Origin of the sequence: Paenibacillus sp. FSL R5-0887, assembly GCF_038002305.1 — a bacterium.
In the GTDB taxonomy this organism is placed as follows: domain Bacteria; phylum Bacillota; class Bacilli; order Paenibacillales; family Paenibacillaceae; genus Paenibacillus_AQ; species Paenibacillus_AQ odorifer.
The window spans coordinates 251,642-272,389 of sequence record NZ_JBBOCE010000002.1; the positions used below are offsets into that span (position 1 = coordinate 251,642).

Here is a 20,748-nt window from a genome sequence, read left to right on the forward strand (position 1 = left end):
TACAGTTATTTCAACCGCACCACTCTTCATTTTAATAGTTTATTTCGATTCTTGCTTACTTTTTTCGATATTGGCTAAATGTTCCTTGTAGGTCTTAGCAAATAAATGGCCCTGTGTACCATCTTTTTTGGTCACATAGAAGTAATATTCAGAAGCTTCTGGTTCGAGTGCCGCTTGAATGGACTCCAGCCCCGGATTACTAATAGGTCCCGGAGGAAGTCCAATATTCTTATACGTATTATATGGACTATCAACTTCCAGATCTTTATACAAAAGTCTTTCCTTCTGCTTATTGAGTAAATATTGAACGGTAGCGTCGATCTCCAGCTTCTGCTCTTTCTTTAGGCGGTTATAAATAACACCAGCCACAAGCGGACGTTCACTATCCACCACAACTTCCCGCTCAACCAGCGAAGCTACGGTCAACAGTTCATGCAGAGACAATCCACGCGTTTCTAGCTTTTGCTGCCAGTTAGGAATCGTATCGAGCTTCTTCTGGAACTGATCCAAAAGCGCTTCTACAACTTCCTGGGGCGTGCTATCTTTGGCCAGTTCATAGGTTTCGGGGAATAAATATCCTTCAAGACGGTGGCGTAGATTCTTATCCTGCGGGATACCCAGAATATCAATCCCCTTCAAACCTGCACCAGTATCCATAATTTCAAGAAAAGCAGCCGCATCCTGATTCCAGGCTTCAGCGAGCTTCTTAGCGATCTGCTCAGCAGTATATCCTTCGGGGATAGTAAAGACCACAGTTTCTTCCTTAACTACATCACCTGCATTTAATCTTGCAATGAGTTCATCATAGCTGTCACCGGGCTTAGCGATATAAGTACCTGCTTTGAAGCTAGAGCCTTCTTTAGTCCATTTCAAGTATCCCTTAAAAAAAAGACTCTTACGGATAATGCCATTTTGCTCAAGCAGATCAGCAATCTCCGCACTTCCCATGCCCTTCTCTATCGTAAATGTTACAGCAGGACCTGCAGGCTCTACCGGCTGCATCCCGTTCCAAATGTACCATGCGCCCCCACCTCCTGCTGCTACCAGCAAAAGAATAATGATTAACACAGTACGGATTGCGGATTTCAAGTCTGGTTCCTCACTTTCCGACTATAAAGTATAAAAGTGTATTGCCTAAAATTCAATATATATTTCCTTAGATTGATGTATATAGGATATTGCTCGCATTTCAAGCAAAAAGAGCGCGGAATTCTCCGCCCTCTTCCGTGCCCATCATAAATGTAACGTACATGTTTAAGTTTTATTCAGCGCCATCTGCTGGAAAAGTCATCTCATCGTATAGCTCAGAGATGTCTTCCCACTCTTCATCGTCCATAATGCTCTCTAATTCCGGAAGTCCGTCAGAAGAGACAACGATACGCAGGATTTCATACTCCACGTCTTTGCCAGAGCCTTTCAGCACTGCATATCCGCGATCACCGACTTCAAATTCGGCGATAATATCGTAAATGGAAGATTTGCCTTGCTCATCTTCCAGTTCTACAGTTTCTCCGTAGGCTTCTTTAAGCCGTGAAGTCCATACCGCTTGATCAGCGGATATCTCAGTCATTCTCCGATCCTCCGTCCAACTCGTCGACCAGTGTGTTGAAAGTCTCTTCGACAATCGCCCACTCCTCGTCATTATCGATCATGAACAATTGAAGATCGTCGCCTTCTTCCACATAACGGAACGCGTATACCTCATCGGTTTCCTCGTCCTCGGAGTCTAGCGGAACCACCATCATATACTTAGCGTCCGAGCCATCAACCTCAAACTTCATAATGACCTCGAATTCCTCTTCATTACCTTCCTCATCGGGAATATAGATAATTTCCGGTTCTTCCTCTTGGCCAATCTGTTCGTTTGTCATATCCTCGCACCCCTCACCTTTTACTGTTAGCATCCAAAAAATTTTGCAAAATCAGGGCTGCAGCCATTTTATCCACAATCCCCTTGCGTTTCTTCCGGCTGACGTCCCCTTCAATCAGCACCCGCTCTGCGGATACCGTCGTCAGACGCTCATCCCAAAGGTGTACGGGCATTTCTAACTCTTCCCGTAGCTTATCAGCGAACTCTATACAGATTTCGCCCCGGGGTCCTACTGAGCCGTTCATATTCTTCGGTAGACCAACTACAATCTCTCCAATTTCGTGCTCTGCAACAAGTTCACGAATGCGTTCGAACTCATTACCCGTACCTCGGCGCTCAATCGTTTCAAGAGCTTGTGCCGTCCAGCCAAAAACATCACTTGTGGCTACACCGATTCTACGGTCGCCGTAATCTAAACCTAACTTCTTCTTCATTTCGGATTGTCCACCCTGTGATTGACGAGATAGAATCTAACCAGCTCTTCAATCAGCTCATCACGTTCTTTTCTCCGGACCAAACTTCTCGCATTGTTATGGCGCGGAATGTAAGCCGGATCTCCGGAAAGAAGATACCCTACGATCTGATTGATCGGATGATACTCTTTCTCCACCAGTGCATCGTATACTGCTAGCAATATTTCCTGGGGAGAAGCTTCCTTTTCGTCGCCCTTCACATTGAATTTGACCGTTTTGTCCATGGAGTCCATTTGTGACACCTTCCTTCTGCAAAATCGCCTTTTGGGACGGCTTCGCAAAGTTGCTACTGTGCAGCTCGCTTGCTTCCTTTATCATAACATATTCATGCCCCAACGAGGAAATCCTGCCCGTTATTAACGCTTTTTTTGGCATTTTCTCTACAAAAATTATGATATTTTTGGCTTTTAAGCTATTGTCAAGCACAATTATTCATGAATATCTAACATCCTGCTAATAAAGAGTAGCGGTACTGATATCAAACTCTCAGTACCGCTATGTTTTCTCGTAATACGTTTAGTTAGAGAAATGGTTTCGTAATTTTAACTTAGGCTAAGGAAGCTACCAATTCTTCAGCCTTTGCCAATGCTTCGTTTAGCTTAGAAGCATCTTTACCACCGGCTTGCGCCATATCTGGACGCCCACCGCCACCACCGCCGCAAACCGCTGCAATTTCTTTAACGAGTTTACCAGCGTGGAAACCTTTCTTCACCAGGTCTTGCGGTACAGATACTACAAAGTTTACCTTATCATCCATCGCTGCACCTAATACAAGCACTGCATCCGGAAGCTTGGATTTCAATTCATCCGCTGTGGAACGCAAAGCATCCATATTGCCTGCTTGAACAGCAACAGCCAGGAGCTGCGTACCTGCGCCAACTGTCTTCACACTGCTTGTAAGTTCAGCAGCAAAAGTAGCACTCAGCTTGGATTGCAAAGACTCATTCTCACGCGAAAGCTCACGCACCTGGTTATGCAGCGCTTCGATCCGTTTCGGAACGTCATTCAGAGAAGACTTAAGAAGGCCTGCTGATTGTTTGAGCAAATCTAGCTGACTTTCAGTGAACTGGTAAGCGTAACGTCCGGTAACCGCTTCGATGCGGCGCACTCCGGAACCAATGCCACTTTCGCTAAGCAGCTTGAAAATTCCGATTTGCGACGTGTTGGATACATGACAACCACCGCAAAGCTCAAGGCTGTAATCACCCACTTGAACGACACGGACGATATTACCGTATTTTTCACCAAAGAGTGCCATTGCTCCCATTGCTTTAGCTTCATCAATCGGCTTGTTCTCAATCACTACATCTAGACCGCGCCAGATTTGTGCATTTACGCGATGTTCGATATCGCTCAATTCTTCTGGAGTAATCGCTCCAAAATGGGAGAAGTCAAACCGCAAACGAGCACCTTCCACTAAAGATCCCGCTTGATTAACATGCCCGCCAAGAACTTCTTTAAGCGCTTTGTGCAATAAATGGGTAGCTGTGTGGTTCTTCACGATATCTTCACGGTCCGCACGATCCACTTCCGCGCGAACGGATTCGCCCACTTTCAATTCTCCCGCTTCCACAGTTACCAAATGTACGTGTTGGCCGTGTGGAGCTTTAAAGAGTCCTTTTACCTTAGCTGTAACTGAACCCCCAGTAAGCACACCCGTGTCACTTACTTGTCCGCCGCTCTCAGCATAGAACGGTGTTGTATCAAGAATAACTTGGCATTCTGCGCCTTCACCGGCGACATCTACCAATTCATCACCCACAACAATAGCCAGGATTTTCGACTCTGTTACCGAGTCATTATATCCAACAAATTCACTTTTAACCGTCAGGTCTGCTAGTGCGCCTCCCTGGATCTTCATGCTGCCGCCATCATGACGTGCAGCTCTCGCGCGGTCACGTTGCTCCTGCATAGCCGCATCAAAACCTTCTCGGTCTACAGTTAAACCTTGCTCCGCTGCGAAATCTTCGGTCAGGTCAAATGGGAACCCATAAGTATCATATAACTTAAATGCATCGGCTCCAGCAATATTGCTGAGACCCTCTGCTTTTGCTTTAGCACTGATCTCACCCAAAATAGCCAATCCGTCAGACAATGTTTCGTGGAAACGTTCTTCTTCAGTACGAATAATCTTTGCGATATATTCGCGGTTGTCCACAACGGATGGATAGTAGACACCCATAATTTCGCCAACGGTTTCAGTCAGCTCATACAGGAATGGACGATCCAGACCCAAGGTCTTTCCGTACCGAACAGCACGGCGAAGCAAACGGCGGATAATATAACCGCGTCCTTCATTAGAAGGAAGTACTCCATCCCCTACTGCAAAAGTAACGGTACGCACATGGTCAGCGATTACTTTAAGCGCGATATCCTGCTCAACGTTATCTTTATAAGTTACACCCGCGAGCTGTGCTGTCTTTTGAATAATAGGTTGGAATAAATCAGTGTCGAAGTTGGAATCTACATCCTGTAGAATGGATGCAAAACGCTCCAAGCCAGCCCCTGTATCAATGTTTTTATTCGGAAGCGGCGTATAGCTGCCATCCTTGTTATGGTTGAATTGTGAGAACACCAGGTTCCATACTTCTAACCAGCGTTCATTTTCTCCACCTGGATACATTTCCGGATCGCTCATATCACTGCCGTAAGCTTCACCACGGTCATAAAAGATTTCCGAGCAAGGACCGCATGGGCCTTCGCCAATATCCCAGAAATTATCGTCGCCCAGCTTAATGATGCGTTCAGCAGGCAGGCCAACCTTTTCATTCCACAGCTTAAATGCCTCTTCATCCTCTGCGTACACCGTTACGGAAATACGTTCCGGGTCAAAGCCGATCCACTCTTTGCCGGTTAGGAACTCCCAAGCCCATGTGATAGCTTCTTCTTTGAAATAATCGCCGATGGAGAAGTTACCCAGCATCTCGAAAAATGTATGGTGACGGCGTGTCTTACCCACATTCTCGATATCATTGGTACGAATACATTTTTGTGAGTTAGTCAGGCGCGGATTTTCTGGAACCTCCCGGCCATCGAAGTACACTTTCAAAGGTGCCATACCCGCATTGATCCACAGAAGCGAAGGATCGTTGTGAGGAACGAGGGACGCACTTGGTTCAATCTTGTGACCTTTACTTTCAAAAAACTTAAGCCATTTGGAACGAATTTCACTTGCTTTCATCATTTACAGCTCCCGTCTCATCTTTTTACTTCGGCATTTACACCGGAAATTACAAAATACCTAAAAAATAAAAACAAAAAAACGCCCCTGAATAATTCAGGGACGATTAATATCGCGGTACCACCCTGGTTATCGCCTTGACCCCACTAATGGGACAATTGCAGACGATCGCCTTGTCGCGGCTGATAACGGGTGCCCCCGGTGAGCATTGATCTCACACTCCGAAATTAGCTTTCCACCGGCCTGTCTTCAAGGTTCTCACAGCCATTACGAAACGTTTCGTAAAGGAACCTTTTCTCTGTTCAAGCCATCCTCCGGTGTACTTCATTTTCATCAACGATTTGTCCGATTTGCATTTTAACATTTCAAGTATAGCCAGTGCCCTTGCTTCTGTCAATCTGGGGATGGGCGAATGTGAAGAATAACACATGATTTTTGTAACAGTAAACTTGGACTCAAAAAGGATATAGTGAAATCTAAGGTTAATTTGGAATATTTTGTATCAGGAGGACTGCCGTCGATGCTTCACTCCAAGGAGTTCAATCTATCATCGATTTTTGAAGCAAAGCCTACACACTACCTTTTTATAGCGAGCCTCATTTTTATTCATATTATCTTTACTCTTGCGGTTAATCTCATCCTTTTTGAGCATGGATATTTAAGTTTTATTGCCAAAAACACAAACCACTGGATCAATGAAACGTTAGCCGCCAATCTAGTTGGGCTTCTCTTAGAAGTAATTATTTTTTTGATTCTGATAGCTAAAGTTTCGCCCCGGGATTTTGGGTTAAAAATAGAAAAATTAAGAGCCGGACTGCTGGGTACCTTTCTGTTTTGGCTCGCTATAAATATAGTAGATTTGTGTATGGTACACCTGAATCACTCAGAGCTAACACTTAACAATGCTATCTTCAGCCATTCAAATTTAGTTTTCGGTGAAATTCTAGGTCAAGTCTTGGGAAATGCTTTATTGGAAGAAATCTTATTTCGCGGCTTCCTGCTCGTTCAAATCTATCTATACTTAAAAAAAATCAACAACAAAACTACACGGATGATCTCTGCAATGCTGATTTCACAATCGATCTTTGCCGCCATACATATCCCAAACCGGATTTACTCAGGATTAGTTGGAATGGAGTTTGTTTATGATTTTATCATGCTTCTAATTCTAGGAATTATATTCGCTCTACTCTATATCTTAACCCGAAATTTATTTTTCGTGATCGGCGTTCACTCATTAATGAATATTCAGATAGCGTTTTGGAACAGCAATTTCACATATACGGCAACTTTATTATGTGTCTTATTACTGACTTGTCTTTTGCTTTGTATAAAAAGGAAAACATTTCGTGCGCAGCAACGGGCGGATATGGGGCTCTGATAATTAGAACTTTAATTATTCACAAAAAGAAGTTCCCCCCTTTAAGCAGGAGGAACTTCTATCACTATTACTATAATGTCTCTATTAATTCGCACCCTCTGCAATAGCTTTATAAGCAGCTAAATCCGTATAAACTTCATCTTTAAGCGGATTGCGTTTATGCTTGATGATTTTATAGAAATGATAACCAAACACTGCAATATTAGCAGCTAAAGATAATGCACTTACTATCCACAGAGCGGTTTCACTATGAGAGGATTGTACAGAGAACTTTGACTCGCCAACAAACGCCGGGAACGACATCGTAAACATCATCCAAATCGCCAAAGTCTGTGCACGATGCTGCAGCCATGCCCCTTTTTTAAAGAAGAACGCCGGGATGGTACAAGAGATCAACAATGCTGCACCTGCATAGAAGGAATGGTCAGAAACTGCATTATATACATAGGCAAAGTTCCAAATGTCATAAGCAATGATCCAGAACCAAAGCTGGTCAGGCCACAACATATCTTTACTCTTATCTTTACTGATCACAATACCCATCCAACCAGAAATCGTAATAATGTTCAGAATACCTGCGATCCCGTTCATAATGTTCCAAGGACCACCTACCATCATTACGCCATCCACCATACCTTGCAAGCTGTACACTTGGAAATCACGAATAACTGCTTCAAGAATGTTAACTGCAAGGATAATAGCCGGGAACATTAATATATATTTATTTTTGTCCCATCCTTTAACATAACGGATAGCCATAAACCCTATACATCCTGCCAAAGCAGAATATACTTTTACCCAGTGAAACCATGTTCCAGTACTGGAGCCTTCTCCTGCCGTATTTGGCCAAACCGCTATGGTAAGAACAATAGGGACAACTATAAACAGAATGATTGAGAACCACTTGCTCTTCCGTGCGATTTCATTTACAAACATTAATCCTGCTAGTACTACTAACCACATTAACGCAGAGTACCAGGGAATCGATTCGAATAAAAACATGTTTTACTCCTCCTTATAGGTTGGTGTATGTAATCTGTGTCTCAGGTCCAATATAGCCCATCCCTCTTTAAACGATCAAATCGCTTAAAACGTTGATTTATCAGTGTTTTTTTAGTTTCATTTCAAGTTGAGTTTACACAACCCTAGCACTAGAATTCGCCAAACTTTCTACCTTTCTTCTGAGAAATCTATTAGAATACATGTCTATAGAACTATATACTGCAAACCTAACTTGAATGTAAAAAACCTTGTCGACAAATTTCTTTGTGGACAAGGTTCCTCTTTAATGTTATTCAAAAGAATCGTTCAACCAAGTGTTTCGCGTATATAATACAATTCTCAAGTGTAGGGAAGTTCATGATTTCTCCAGCTAAATAGATATTGTTTTTCCCCTGCATCTGATCAACCCGTTCATAAAATCCCTCATGTAGCGCATTAGAATCCACATGTGGGAAATGCCTCCAACGCTTCATCATATATAGTCGAATGCTCTCTCCGCCCAGCTCGCGAAGTTTATTTTCTACCGTCTCTCGCATTTCCAGATCAGTCATAGCTTCATTCTCTGCTACATAAACCGTAACTAGATCCGTAGTTCCCATATCTGCCCACCGATAGTACCATGCCATCATATGCCCTTTACGTTCAGGGTACATATTCCGGGGGATATAGCCAGAAAGCTCCGGCAACCCCTTCACTCTATACGCATATACCCTAAACCATTCATAGGTTATATTCGCTAATAAAGTTTTGTCCTCACTTGACAGGCTAACTGTATCGCCCATTTGCTCTAAAGCTGCTGTATAAATGACCTTGTCAAAATAAAAGATGTCCTGACTCGTCTCTACTCGAACCTGCCCATCTTGTTCTTGCTCCATAAAAAGCACTTCACAAGTCAGGCGTAGATCGTTTACTTGGTCGGCCATTCGTCTAATCAGCTCAGTAACACCCTTAGGCCAGGTTATCATATGAGTAATTTCAATAAACGACAACAGATTATCATAGCTTAGAAATTTCAGCACATATGCAGCGGGCACATTATGGATACCACCGAATCCAAAAGTATTAAAATAATGCATGTAGACCTGCTCAAGGACAGACAGCTTATTCTCTACACACCACTGCGAAAATGGCTGACATAAATCTGGCGGTAAGTGGAGAAAACCCGGTTCTTGGAGAGACTCATAGCGTTTTAGAATATCCGGCAATCGTTTGAATTCTTGTGTAAACGCCTCTATCTGCTCCATGGGAATTTGTGAAGTTTTTCTCCCATTATTATCAAAAAATCCACGTTCTAACAATGGTCCCCTATCCATAAGATCAAAATCTCTCATAAAATCCATCGTATGTTTATAGGTAGGCAGGCCGATTAGCGTCCCCATTTCATAACTTTTTCCTTTGTACTCAATAGAATGACACTTTCCTCCTACTCTATCCGACTTCTCCATGAGGGTAATGTTGGTATATCCTTTTTTCGCTAATTCATAAGCAGCCGTAACCCCAGAAATCCCTGCACCGATGATTCCAATTCGGTCTTTATTCTTCGTGTTTGTCATCATCCGTTATCTCCTTGTAAATAACCATAATGGCAAAGTTTCTCGTTGTCCCGTATAGGCAAGTGCGACATCCGATGGTATTTTACCTTGATTAGGTCCGTCTGTAATTTGCCTGTTGAAGTTGTAGGTTCTCAAGTATTCATGTAAGCGCTTTTCTAAAATTTCAAAAGAATCTATCGTATCATCTACCCAAGCCTGCTGGTAGAATTCTTTGGTCAACACCGCCGCAAATTGCTGCAAGGGCTGAAATATCTCTGTTTGGTCTACCGTTATAGCGACTTGATTAATATTGTTCTTATGTAAAAATTCACTATATTTATGTTTTCCTCTGTCCCAGTTCGTAATGAATTCACGGCTTTTGTTCGTAACCAGATTATCGATATGAAAATCTAATGTCTTCATCAATGGGAGAACTTTCAGATGCATAAAATCTATAAAATGAATGGTAGATTTCCGATTGTATAGCTTAACTAGACCTAGTCTGGAGTAGGCATCATAAATTACATATTGATATACCTTTCCGACCCTCGGGAAAACTCCCAAATAGCTAATACTCTGCTGACACATATACCCGGGATGAGCATTTATCGGATTCTTCATCTTATAATCTAGTATTTTCCGTTTCTCTTTAAATCCTTTAGTGTGAGTGGATTGTGCGCCGTTCCTCTTCTTTGCTTTGATTTGATTGGCGTAAGCTTCACGTTCTATTCGTTTATTTAGTCCGTTTCGACGTAGTACATTATAAATACCCGATTCCCCGATTTGCATACCTTCATCTTGCAGTTCATAAAAGATGCGTTTAGGCCCATCCTCAGGAAATCTGGCGACGTACTCCAAGATCAATCTTTCCGTTCTCTTATCTACTTTATTAGGCATTACCGGCTTTCTTTTCTTCTCCCCAAGTCCATCCATTCCATGTTGTTGATAAGCTTTAGACCACTTATAATAGATCGTCCGGGAAATGCCAAACTCCTTACAGGTTTCGCTCACATTCTTGCTGATGGCCCCTTGCATGAGGATATGATATTTGTTGTTCGCATTCACCTATTTGCACCCCTCCTATCTTTATTTTATACATAGTTAACGTTTAATTCATTACTATTCTAAAAAAAATGGGAGAACGCTCAAAGCGTCTCACCATTCCGAACAAAATGCGTTATGTATTTCCCTGCGGAAATCTCCAAGCAATTTAGTCGTTGGCCATATGCACAGCCGCCATCTATGCCAATTTTATCTCCCAGTGGACTAAACCAGATTTCTTCTGAATCATGCAGATCCATCGTCGAAGTATGACCGAAAACAACCGTTTTGTTAGTGCTAACTACCGGATTCTTATAAAAGGGTTCTCTAATCCAGATAAAATCATAAGGGTCTTGCTGCTTCCAATCCTCTATTAATGGATTAATGCCTGCATGAACAAAAATATGTTCTTCCGTCTCATGATAAAGCGGCAATGTGCTCAGAAAGTCTATATGATGTCTATAGTCCCGCCTAATTTTTTCTTTTAGCTGCATATAATCCTTCCAGCCAAAATCCTTCTGCAAACCTTCGTAGCCCGCCTCGCAATAACTCATCAGTGTATGAAATCCGCCGTTAGTTAGCCAATGGGTATCCAATTTATCATCTTCGCTGGTGAGCGCATCGCAAGCCATTTTATCGTGATTTCCTTTGAGAACTATCGCTCCACATTCTTGCTGCAGAGTCATCACTTGCTCCACAATTCCTTTACTGTCCAGACCTCTATCCACATAATCTCCCATTAAAATAAGCTTATCCTCCGCCGGGCGATAATTCACTTTTGATAATAGGGCATTGAATTCTACATAACTTCCGTGAATGTCACTAATTGCTAATATTCTGATGATAATCACTCCTTGCTCTAAGATGCAAAAAAAGATGTTCCCGCAGGTCTGCAGGAATATCTTTTGATGTTGGGCTTTCTATACTGAATCTATAACTAATGGCTCCTCATCCGACTGTGGAAAAAAATGACGGCTTCTGACCTCATGCACCGCTTCTTGAAAACGATCGCACAAAAAGATCAGCTGGTCGATCTCTTCCTTACCGACCTTTTGTGTGATTTCACTCAAAATGCCGGAATAGGATGCCATCTGCCTGCTATAAATCTGCTCTCCAAGCTCACTCAGACAGATATATACGACCCGACGATCTGTATCGGATGTTGTACGCACTACGTAACCTTTTTCCTCCAACGTATTTGCCATTTGCGTGGCAGTAGGTCTACTTATCTGGAGCAGGTCACTTAATTTAGAAATCATAACTCCCCGGTGCTGTTTGTCACCTTCAGCCGCTTTCTTTTGCTTCATAACAGTGTGAATGACGTACATCATAACAAACTCTCTATACGATACTACATCAATCGAGTAGGGGCGAGCAGTCAGACGCTTTATATTTTCAAGGGCTATGATCAGCTTCTGCTCTTGATTGTCATGGGTATCCATAGGGCACCTCCAATATACCTCAATCTAATTAGATTACTTACCTATTCCCAAAAAATCAAGTCAAATTCAAATTCTCTTTAAATTAAAATTTAATAATTAACCTGTTGTGCTAATTGATGAATTTGTGTATTATACATAAATGATAGTTTGGCTACCTAATTATTACGACATGAATTCCCAAACTACAATATATAGAAGTTAAAGGAGAGGAACTGCTCTGGAGCATCTCACTCAGAAAAAGAAAGTTACAATTATGATTGCTTTAATGGCGGCTATGTTTTTCGCAGCAATCAACCAGACGATTGTGGGCACAGCAATGCCCCGAATTATTGCGATGCTTGGAGGTATTGAACATTATACCTGGGTAATTACCATCTATATGCTCACCTCAACCATTGCTACCGTACTTGTCGGTAAGTTATCCGATATTTACGGAAGAAAGCCCTTCCTGTTATCAGGGATTGTCATTTTTATTATAGGTGCTTTCCTATCCGGATTGTCGACCAACATTTTTCAAATGATCACTTATCGCGGGATTCAAGGTCTAGGCGGCGGGATTCTAATGTCGGCTACCGTAACCGCTGTAGGTGATTTGTTCGCTCCAAGAGAGAGAGCCAAGTGGACTGGAATTATGATGGCGATATTTGGTTTCTCCAGTGTAATTGGTCCTACCCTTGGTGGATTCATGGTAGATCACATGGCTTGGAAATGGATCTTCTGGATCTTCTTACCTTTCGGGATCGTGGCCTTCTTTATGATTTTGAAAATGTTCCCTAAAACCACGCGTTCTACATCTGAGTCCATCGACTACTTAGGCTCCATTTTCCTTTCCCTGACCATTGTTGCGCTCTTGCTCGGCTTTTCATGGGCAGGAACAAAATATGACTGGGGTTCTCCGGAGATTCTCGGCTTGTTTGGGGCTTCCATTCTGGGTCTGATTATCCTGATTCTGATTGAACGTAAAGCTAAAAGCCCAGTATTGCCATTATCCTTATTTAAAAATTCCATCGTATCCATCTCAATGATTGTCGGCTTCCTGATGAATGCCGGTATGATGGGCGCAATGATCTACCTGCCTTTCTTCGTGCAAGGGGTAGAGGGCGTCTCCCCAACTAAATCTGGTTTCATCAATATGCCAATGTCACTTACTATGATTGTACTAAGTACTTTAGTGGGAAGATGGATCTCCAAAACAGGAAAATATAAACGTTATGCTCTAATGGGAATGCCATTCATGGTTGTAGCCATGATATTAATGGCCTTTATGAGTAACATTGCTACGGCTGTAGTCAGCATGATTATCTTCGGGGTTGGGTTAGGACTATCAATGCCTGTATTTACTCTAACCGTACAAAATGCTGTAGCGCCTTCAATGCTAGGTGTTGCTACTGCTACAAATACTTTATTCCGTAATTTAGGTGGAACCATAGGTATTGCCATCATGGGTACCATTATGAACTCCTCATTAACGAAAAAATTAGAGGCAGCGGTGTCTTCTGGCAAAGGTCCGAATTTATCCAAACTTGATCCTGAATCCGCTAAACAGCTTTCTGCCTTTATGAATCCTCAAATGCTGCTAGATCAGCCTAAGCTTAAAGAATTGCATGCAACACTGCCAGAGCAAATCCAGCCGCTCTTCAATCAATTGATTGAGATGCTGCGGAACGCACTAAGCGATTCCCTGACAGTTGTGTTCTTAAGTGGTACGGCGCTGTTAGTTATCGCAGCACTGCTCGTTCTGTTCCTTAAAGAGATTCCATTACGTAGTGGAGAGAAAAAAATGGAGACACACGCAGAGGATAAAAACGGGAGTAAAAAACTCGAAAAATCTGTGCCTGCTGCACATTAATCACAAATAACCTTACATTAGAGATGTCCGTAAACAGCTTAGGCTGTGCGGCATCTCTTTTTTTATAAGAAGGGCTAGGATTCGTTTGGTTGATCGTTCAATTCTTCGAAGTAAACATAGACTCCGTTTAACAGCTCCATTAACGTATCCGTCTGTTCTTTGCCCATGTAATCAATCATACCTTTAAAGGTATTCCGGGATTTCGTTACAGCCATCTCAGCCAGATGCTCCCCTTTTTCCGTAAGCGTGATCTCGCTAACTCGGCGATCCTGTGCATCAGAAGTACGCACCACATATCCTTGTGCAATCAGACTATTGAGCATTTGGGTAACCGTAGGAGAGGTGACTTTCAGAAACTTGCTAATTTCCGAAACCGTCTGTCCCTTCTTCCCTTCCCGTTCTTTACCAAGCTTTAAAGAAACCAACATCCGGACCTCACTTGGCTTCAAGCCCCAAATCGTGGTTTTACGCCAATTCATTCTAGCGAATTGTTGGAAAGCCTCCATTAATCCATCCACATTCTGATATTTCTCTTCGTTCATCAGTACACCCCATAAAATCATTTAACACTAAGTATAGCCTAATATGACGTAAAAAAGAATTGATAGATGTCAGATTACCCATTTTCAAAAAATAACTAATGGGATGTATAATATAATAATCATCCTAAATTGAAAGTGGGTATCTAATTTGTCCTTTTCTTACTCTACCTATGACGCTCTAGGACTTGCTTCACTTGTCAAAGCACGTGAAATTTCACCTCGTGAGCTGGTCGAAGCCGCCTTTGCTCGGTTAGATGAGGTCAATCCGGTCATAAATGCGGTGGTGCGCACCCGTCGTGAAGCTGCTCTTAGAGAAGCCGACGAGATGCCTGTTCAGGATAACACTCGGCCGTTTGCTGGCGTTCCGTTTCTATTAAAAGATATTTCCCAATCTATCGCTGGCGAGCCCATCACTTGTGGGGCTATGCTGATGAAGAACAATGTCGCACGGTGGGATTCAAATTATGTTGCACGAATTAGGAAAGCCGGCTTTATTCCACTTGGCCATACGAATACACCCGAGTTCGGCTTAAAAAACATTACAGAGAATGTCCTCCACGGCCCTGCTCGTAATCCTTGGAATCTCGAATATTCTACTGGAGGTTCAAGTGGCGGAGCCGCGGCGGCTGTAGCTTCTGGTATCGTTCCAGTAGCGGGAGCCAGTGATGGTGGTGGCTCCATCCGTATTCCCGCCTCATTCACAGGCCTATTCGGACTTAAACCCACGCGCGGGCGCACACCAGTAGGACCCGGAGTCGGCCGTCAATGGCAAGGGGCTTCTATTGATTTTGCCTTAACCCGGTCCGTTCGCGATAGCGCTGCTATGTTAGATCTGCTGCAGGTTGTGCAGCCGGAAGCCGCCTTCCAGACTCCGTTATACCCGGGCGTATATCTGGATGATCTGTTTAAGCCTACGCAACGTAAACTACGAATTGGATTTACGACTGCTTCCCCAGTAGGTACGCCTGTCTCTGAAGAGGCCGTAAATGCTGTTCTCAAATCCGTGAAATGGCTCGAAGCTGAAGGACATGCGGTTGAAGAAACAGAAAGTCCTGTGAATGGCACAAGACTGATGGAGAACTACTATACGATGAATGCCGGAGAGGTAGCAGCGATGTTCGTCTCCCTGGAGAGAAATATGGGACGTTCCATAACTGCTTACGATGTCGATATCATTACGTGGGTCCTTGGTGAGACCGGAAAAAATGTTTCAGCGGCCGAATTCGTACATAGTCTGGATGAATGGGACGTTGCAGCCGCCCAAATGGCGGAACTGTTTAATCATTACGACTTATATATAACACCTACGAATGCAAACTCTGCTCCCAAAATTGGTGAATTAACGCATAAACCTGCAGAGATAGCAAAGCTGCTGCACGTAAACGAATTGCCAAAAGAAGAACAGAGCCGCTTAATTTACGAGATGTTTGAGCCAAGCCTAACCTATACACCGTTCACCCAGCTCGCAAATCTGACAGGCCAGCCTGCAATGAGTGTGCCCGTCCATAAGTCAGCAAATGGCCTGCCGCTAGGCGTTCAAGTCATAGCGAACAAAGGCCGTGAAGATTTATTGCTTCAGCTTGCTGCCCAGCTTGAACAATCCGCTCTTTGGGTCGGCATGACTGGAAATCCGCTGTTCACCTGATCAATTAAGGGTGATGCTCTCGCAGCTCAAGCTCCCCTTACTCTTTCCCGCAAATGCCATAGAAGAAAATATGGATGGCTTCCTCGATGAAGGCATCCATATCTTCCTGTTTGCTAGCTTCGTCTAGAAGTTCACCTGCATTACGCATATACATCCCCATTAGTGAAAGTATCCCTTTGGTGGATACTTTATTTGAGATTTCTCCCCGCGCTTTCCCATCCTCGACCATCTTCACCAGCACCGGCAAAATGTCATTCGCATATCGTTCCTCAATATAATGGAACATTTCTTGATCCTCAACCATAAGCTCCTTCACAGTTGCGGGAGATAAACCGCTGTAAGTTTCCCTCTCCATGGTTAGAATGTAACCAATAATCTCCTTTAGAGAATGCTCTTGATAAATGTAATCTTCAAATTCCTGAATTTCCTTCTGAACAAAGTCTTTAAAAGACTCACTAAGCAGCGCTTCCTTACTGCCAAAATAATTATAAATCGTCACCTGAGAGACCCCTGCTTCTTTCGCAATATCAGCGATCCGTAGACGTTTCGGTTCCCAGTTCTTGAGCATCTCCATGGTAGTTTTCATAATTTTGAGTTTAATCTGTGCTGCTCTCTTCTCAAATCCATTCATAGCTTCCACCCTAACTTCGTTATTAAGTATGCATATTCAAATTTAATGAAATATTCCATTTCAATTATTTCATAATTATATTGACTTCATTAACCACTAGGAATAATATAACATATGAAATATCTGATTCATAATAGTTCATTATTTTGCGGCGGGGGTGGCAGCATGCTGGTAGTAGAAGGCTTAACTAAACGATTTTCGAATGGCAAAGGAATCGAAGATGTAACATTTACCGTAAATAAAGGCGAGGTTTTTGGATTTCTGGGTCCTAACGGTGCGGGTAAATCGACGACCATACGGCATATCATGGGTTTTATGAAACCAGATCAAGGGCATGCGAGTATCCATGGGCTTGATGTATGGAAGGCACAAGGGACAGTCCAGAAGCATATCGGCTACTTACCCGGTGAAATCAACTTTTTTGATGGGATGACGGGTCTTTCTTTCCTTAAATTTATCTCAGCCATGCAGGGAATCAAAAATACTACCAAACGCGAGCAGCTGATTGAACGTTTGCAATTTGATGCCACCACTCCGATCCGAAAAATGTCAAAGGGAATGAAGCAAAAGGTCGGAATCGTCGCTGCTTTTATGCACAGTCCTGACGTTATTATTCTGGATGAACCTACCTCGGGTCTCGACCCGCTCATGCAAAAGGTATTTATTGATCTGGTACTGGAGGAAAAATCAGCCGGAACCACCTTTCTCATGTCCTCACACAGCTTTCAAGAAATTGAACGCACCTGTGACCGCGCCGCAATTATCAAAGACGGACGGATTATCACCGTAAAAAATATTCATGAACTGCAATCGATGCAACGGAAGCTGTTTGAGGTCATTTTTGCGAATAGTGAAGATGCAGTGGATTTTGCCGCCTCCGGCCTACAAGTGGAAGCTCATGAGGGAAATAAGGTCCGCATAGCTGTGCAGGGCAATTATGACCGATTCATCCGGGAAACTGGAAAATACAATATCCGCAGCATCGACGTATTCACGCAAAATCTGGAGGACATCTTCATGGACTATTATGACCGCGAGGGGGTAGTGTAATGAATCTTCCGCTCTATAAGGAAATGATGCGAGTGAACCTGAAAGGAATATTGAATTACGCCTTTGGTTCTGCCTTCTATATTCTGTTTATGATCTGGCTTTATCCTGGGATTGCGGGGAGCACACAAGCAATTGATGACCTTATTAAGGCGATGCCAGAGGGTGTGGGTAAAGCCTTTGGATTAAACAGCGGATTTACCAGTGCTGAAGCTTTTATCTCCGGAGAATATTATGGACTTATACTAGTTCTGATTCTTTCCATAGTTTGTGTGCAAATGTCAACGCAGCTTATGGCTCGACTCGTGGATCGCGGCGCCATGGCTTATCTGCTCATAGCCCCAACTACACGGAGAAAAGTCGCTACCACGCAGGCACTTGTTCTCACTACAGCATTACTCTTAATTATGGGTGTAACCACCCTCGCCGGATTATTAGGTAAAGCATGGTTCCTTGGCAGTGAATATGACTTTAACAGTGGTCGCTTCGCTCAGCTGAATACCGTGGCGTTTTTATTATTTTTTGCGGTAGGCGGCCTTACCTTTCTCGTGTCCTCTGTATGTAATGACGAGAAAAAAGCGCTCGGAATTTCCGGCGCCATCGCCTTCGGATTTTTCACTCTGGATCTACTCGGTAAAATAAGCGACAAACTGGAAGGACTGCGTTTCCTAACCTTATTCTCCTTCTATCAACCCGGGGAAATCGTTCAGGGCAACGTGGAGATTATTCAGGTCTCCAGTTGGCTGCTGTTGATCGGAGTGTTCACCTTTTCCTTGGGAGTAGAGCTGTTCAGAAGACGGGATCTTCCATTATAAGAGTACCTCATTTGATAAACTCGCTTTTACGCATTCCCAAAGCAACTATCGGACACCGTTGACCTTAAATGCAACTTTATCACAAATTTGTGTACCTAACGGACCCTAAAGTCGTTATTGGCTTGAAGAACAGCAAAAATGAACCTTTTCTAAAGGAATAGCTGCACTGGGGTCCGCAACCTTCCTCAAATGTCCAAAAATTTGCAAATAGCGTCAGCTGAGTCCTTAAGCCTCAGGAGGGTTATAACTATGACTCTTATAAAAAACAACAGAGCAGTGTTTCTCCACCTCTGGGAGAATCATTGCTCTGTTGTTTTATGCGACCAATCCCTTTTTATTTCGTATCCGGTCTAGGTACACCAAAGTTTGGCGTTCCGTCTTCATTCCACTGGATTACTTGCACACGTGCGTGACGATTCGGATCGTAAAGCGGATCACCGACAATTTCCTTATAGCTTCTAGCATGGAAAACAAGGATATCCTGTGTGCCATCCTCAGAGACAGTGAAGCTATTATGTCCCGGACCATATTGGCCGTTTTCCTCAGAAGTCGTAAACACAGGTTCAGGTGTCTTGACCCATGATTTTGGATCCATCAAATCACTATTCTCATCAGCAGTCAACAATCCCATACAATAGTTGTGATCTGTTGCACTAGCTGAGAAAGTCATGAAAATGCGTCCATTACGCTTAAGGATTGCCGCGCCTTCATTCACCAAAAATCCGATTTTTTCCCAATCGTATTCAGGAGTGGTGATGCACACCTGCTCGCCTTTTAGTGTCCAAGGGTTCTCCATTTCGGAAATATAAATATTTGAATTGCCAGGGATAGCAGGATCTTTTTGTGCCCAAACGTAATATCTAACTCCTTTATGCTCAAAAGTTGTTGCATCCAAGGCAAAAGATTCCCATTTTGTTTTTATTTGACCCTTTTCGACCCATTCACCCTCTAAAGGATTTGCGGATGAGTTTTCTAGTGCAAACATGCGATGATCAAATAAACCATCTTTCGTATCAGAGGTATGTGCAGCTGCATAATACACGTACCATTTCCCATCAATATAATGAATCTCTGGCGCCCAGATATTAGCACTCATCAAGCCCGTTTCATGCTTAACCCAAATGGTCTTCCCTTCAGCCTCAGCTAATCCTTGAATGGATTCAGAACGGCGAAGCTCAATTCTATCGAACTCTGGAACTGAAGCTATGAAATAGTAGTACCCGTCAGTATGTTTATAGATCCAAGGATCTGCTCGTTGCTCAACTAGTGGATTTTTCACATTAAATTCTCTCACAATGACAACTCCCATATTTATCTCTTTTTTTATATTTGCAGGTCACCAAAACACACCCTTCCTTATAAGAAGTCAAGGTGTATTTAAGTTTAAATTCATTCGATCTAACCTTTGATACCCGAATTCAGGTTGATGGATTGAACAAAGTATTTTTGTGCAAAAACGAATAGCAGCAATGTTGGAATAATCGCCATGATTGCCGAGCCCATTAATTGTCCGATCATACGATAGTTTCCGTAGATATCTTGCAATAAGAGCAAACCAGCGGTAATTGGCATTTTGTCTACATCTGTGTACACAATAACCGGCCAGAGGAAGTCATTCCAAGATCCAGTAAAGGAGAACAATCCGCAAACAATCAATATTGGTTTAACTAACGGCAATATAATTTGCGCGAAAATTCTAAAGTCACTAGCACCATCAACTTTAGCCGATTCATCTAATTCTTTTGGGATACCGTTCATAAACTGTCTGACCAAGAAGATATTACCCATACCCGCAAGACCAGGGATAATCATAGCCCAGGAAGTATTCACCCAACCAAAGGAGTCAATGATTTTATAAGAAGGAATCAAGTTAACAACACCCGGGAAGAAGGAGATCCCCAGCAAAGTAAAGAACAATGTGTCTCTTCCTTTAAACTTAATACGGGTGTATCCAAAACCTGTAATCGAAATAACAATAACAACCAGAATGGTGTGAGATGTAGCAATAAACAATGAGTTACCTAACCAACGTAGAATTGGAGCTGTAGAGGTATTGTTTAGGATTGTAACGTAGTTCTCAAAGACCCACTCTTTAGGAAATAGTCTAAAGCCCGAGGATACTACTTCCGTTTGTGATCTAAATGAGGTGGAAATCCCGAATATAACAGGAATGATCCAAATCACACATAGGATACCTAGAAATATATAGGAAATATATTTTGAAATACTTACACTGGAGGAGCCTTTTATTTTGCCTGTTGTATTTACAACTGGATTTACTGCCTGGTTTGACATTT

Annotated in this window: 20 protein-coding genes; 5 read left to right on the forward strand and 15 right to left on the reverse strand. The window is 42.9% G+C overall.

Annotation, left to right across the window (positions count from 1 at the left end; genetic code table 11):
* Positions 1 to 39: 39 nt before the first annotated feature.
* From mltG to alaS, 6 genes are all read right to left on the reverse strand, one after another.
* Positions 40 to 1,089, reverse strand: coding sequence for an endolytic transglycosylase MltG (mltG, locus tag MKY14_RS19115; protein WP_256721812.1), 1,050 nt, complete (start codon positions 1,087 to 1,089; stop codon positions 40 to 42).
* A 172-nt stretch (positions 1,090 to 1,261) separates the two neighbouring features.
* Positions 1,262 to 1,570: a DUF1292 domain-containing protein gene (locus MKY14_RS19120; RefSeq protein ID WP_076104918.1), complete on the reverse strand. Its 309-nt coding sequence runs from the start codon at positions 1,568 to 1,570 to the stop codon at positions 1,262 to 1,264.
* Complete coding sequence (locus MKY14_RS19125; protein WP_038569507.1) at positions 1,563 to 1,871, reverse strand: DUF1292 domain-containing protein; 309 nt, start codon at positions 1,869 to 1,871, stop codon at positions 1,563 to 1,565. Before MKY14_RS19125 ends, MKY14_RS19120 begins: the two co-directional genes overlap by 8 nt.
* A 13-nt stretch (positions 1,872 to 1,884) precedes the next feature.
* The gene (gene ruvX / locus MKY14_RS19130; RefSeq protein WP_036675598.1) at positions 1,885 to 2,304 is read right to left on the reverse strand and encodes a Holliday junction resolvase RuvX; all 420 of its coding nucleotides are present in this window, start codon (positions 2,302 to 2,304) and stop codon (positions 1,885 to 1,887) included.
* On the reverse strand, positions 2,301 to 2,576 hold the full coding sequence (locus MKY14_RS19135) for an IreB family regulatory phosphoprotein (RefSeq protein ID WP_036675601.1): 276 nt from the start codon (positions 2,574 to 2,576) through the stop codon (positions 2,301 to 2,303). The genes ruvX and MKY14_RS19135 overlap by 4 nt, the downstream gene beginning before the upstream one ends.
* Positions 2,577 to 2,890: 314 nt before the next feature.
* Positions 2,891 to 5,524 carry an alanine--tRNA ligase gene (gene alaS, locus MKY14_RS19140; protein WP_340978037.1) on the reverse strand — a complete coding sequence of 878 codons (2,634 nt, stop codon included), beginning with the start codon at positions 5,522 to 5,524 and terminating at the stop codon, positions 2,891 to 2,893.
* Between the two features lie 520 nt (positions 5,525 to 6,044).
* Between alaS and MKY14_RS19145 the strand changes: the two genes are divergently transcribed.
* Positions 6,045 to 6,905 carry a CPBP family intramembrane glutamic endopeptidase gene (locus MKY14_RS19145; RefSeq protein WP_076308690.1) on the forward strand — a complete coding sequence of 287 codons (861 nt, stop codon included), beginning with the start codon at positions 6,045 to 6,047 and terminating at the stop codon, positions 6,903 to 6,905.
* 84 nt (positions 6,906 to 6,989) lie between these two features.
* Here MKY14_RS19145 and MKY14_RS19150 read toward each other — a convergent pair whose 3' ends face one another.
* From MKY14_RS19150 to MKY14_RS19170, 5 genes are all read right to left on the reverse strand, one after another.
* Positions 6,990 to 7,907: a DUF5692 family protein gene (locus tag MKY14_RS19150; protein WP_076126294.1), complete on the reverse strand. Its 918-nt coding sequence runs from the start codon at positions 7,905 to 7,907 to the stop codon at positions 6,990 to 6,992.
* 293 nt (positions 7,908 to 8,200) lie between these two features.
* The gene (locus tag MKY14_RS19155; protein WP_076184718.1) at positions 8,201 to 9,463 is read right to left on the reverse strand and encodes an FAD-dependent oxidoreductase; all 1,263 of its coding nucleotides are present in this window, start codon (positions 9,461 to 9,463) and stop codon (positions 8,201 to 8,203) included.
* 3 nt (positions 9,464 to 9,466) lie between these two features.
* Complete coding sequence (locus MKY14_RS19160) at positions 9,467 to 10,504, reverse strand: helix-turn-helix domain-containing protein (RefSeq protein ID WP_076126290.1); 1,038 nt, start codon at positions 10,502 to 10,504, stop codon at positions 9,467 to 9,469.
* Positions 10,505 to 10,584: 80 nt separating this feature from the next.
* On the reverse strand, positions 10,585 to 11,331 hold the full coding sequence (locus tag MKY14_RS19165) for a metallophosphoesterase family protein (protein WP_305953954.1): 747 nt from the start codon (positions 11,329 to 11,331) through the stop codon (positions 10,585 to 10,587).
* Positions 11,332 to 11,400: 69 nt separating this feature from the next.
* Positions 11,401 to 11,922 carry a MarR family winged helix-turn-helix transcriptional regulator gene (locus MKY14_RS19170; protein ID WP_076134039.1) on the reverse strand — a complete coding sequence of 174 codons (522 nt, stop codon included), beginning with the start codon at positions 11,920 to 11,922 and terminating at the stop codon, positions 11,401 to 11,403.
* Positions 11,923 to 12,139: 217 nt separating this feature from the next.
* On the opposite strand from MKY14_RS19170, the gene MKY14_RS19175 reads away from it, so the two are divergent.
* Positions 12,140 to 13,771, forward strand: coding sequence for an MDR family MFS transporter (locus MKY14_RS19175; protein ID WP_340978038.1), 1,632 nt, complete (start codon positions 12,140 to 12,142; stop codon positions 13,769 to 13,771).
* A 74-nt stretch (positions 13,772 to 13,845) separates the two neighbouring features.
* Here MKY14_RS19175 and MKY14_RS19180 read toward each other — a convergent pair whose 3' ends face one another.
* Positions 13,846 to 14,313: a MarR family winged helix-turn-helix transcriptional regulator gene (locus tag MKY14_RS19180; protein ID WP_076126284.1), complete on the reverse strand. Its 468-nt coding sequence runs from the start codon at positions 14,311 to 14,313 to the stop codon at positions 13,846 to 13,848.
* A gap of 148 nt (positions 14,314 to 14,461) precedes the next feature.
* On the opposite strand from MKY14_RS19180, the gene MKY14_RS19185 reads away from it, so the two are divergent.
* Positions 14,462 to 15,958: an amidase gene (locus tag MKY14_RS19185; protein ID WP_340977121.1), complete on the forward strand. Its 1,497-nt coding sequence runs from the start codon at positions 14,462 to 14,464 to the stop codon at positions 15,956 to 15,958.
* A 37-nt stretch (positions 15,959 to 15,995) separates the two neighbouring features.
* Here MKY14_RS19185 and MKY14_RS19190 read toward each other — a convergent pair whose 3' ends face one another.
* Entirely contained in the window at positions 15,996 to 16,589 is a 594-nt protein-coding gene (locus MKY14_RS19190; RefSeq protein WP_076126280.1) for a TetR/AcrR family transcriptional regulator, read from the reverse strand.
* A 165-nt stretch (positions 16,590 to 16,754) separates the two neighbouring features.
* On the opposite strand from MKY14_RS19190, the gene MKY14_RS19195 reads away from it, so the two are divergent.
* Both MKY14_RS19195 and MKY14_RS19200 read left to right on the forward strand, forming a co-directional pair.
* The gene (locus MKY14_RS19195) at positions 16,755 to 17,639 is read left to right on the forward strand and encodes an ABC transporter ATP-binding protein (protein ID WP_339191141.1); all 885 of its coding nucleotides are present in this window, start codon (positions 16,755 to 16,757) and stop codon (positions 17,637 to 17,639) included.
* On the forward strand, positions 17,639 to 18,451 hold the full coding sequence (locus tag MKY14_RS19200) for an ABC transporter permease subunit (RefSeq protein WP_076126276.1): 813 nt from the start codon (positions 17,639 to 17,641) through the stop codon (positions 18,449 to 18,451). Before MKY14_RS19195 ends, MKY14_RS19200 begins: the two co-directional genes overlap by 1 nt.
* Before the next feature lie 334 nt (positions 18,452 to 18,785).
* Here MKY14_RS19200 and MKY14_RS19205 read toward each other — a convergent pair whose 3' ends face one another.
* Positions 18,786 to 19,745 carry a glycoside hydrolase family 43 protein gene (locus MKY14_RS19205; protein ID WP_076184723.1) on the reverse strand — a complete coding sequence of 320 codons (960 nt, stop codon included), beginning with the start codon at positions 19,743 to 19,745 and terminating at the stop codon, positions 18,786 to 18,788.
* 104 nt (positions 19,746 to 19,849) lie between these two features.
* On the reverse strand, positions 19,850 to 20,746 hold the full coding sequence (locus MKY14_RS19210; protein WP_036675639.1) for a carbohydrate ABC transporter permease: 897 nt from the start codon (positions 20,744 to 20,746) through the stop codon (positions 19,850 to 19,852).
* Between the last annotated feature and the right edge of the window lie 2 nt (positions 20,747 to 20,748).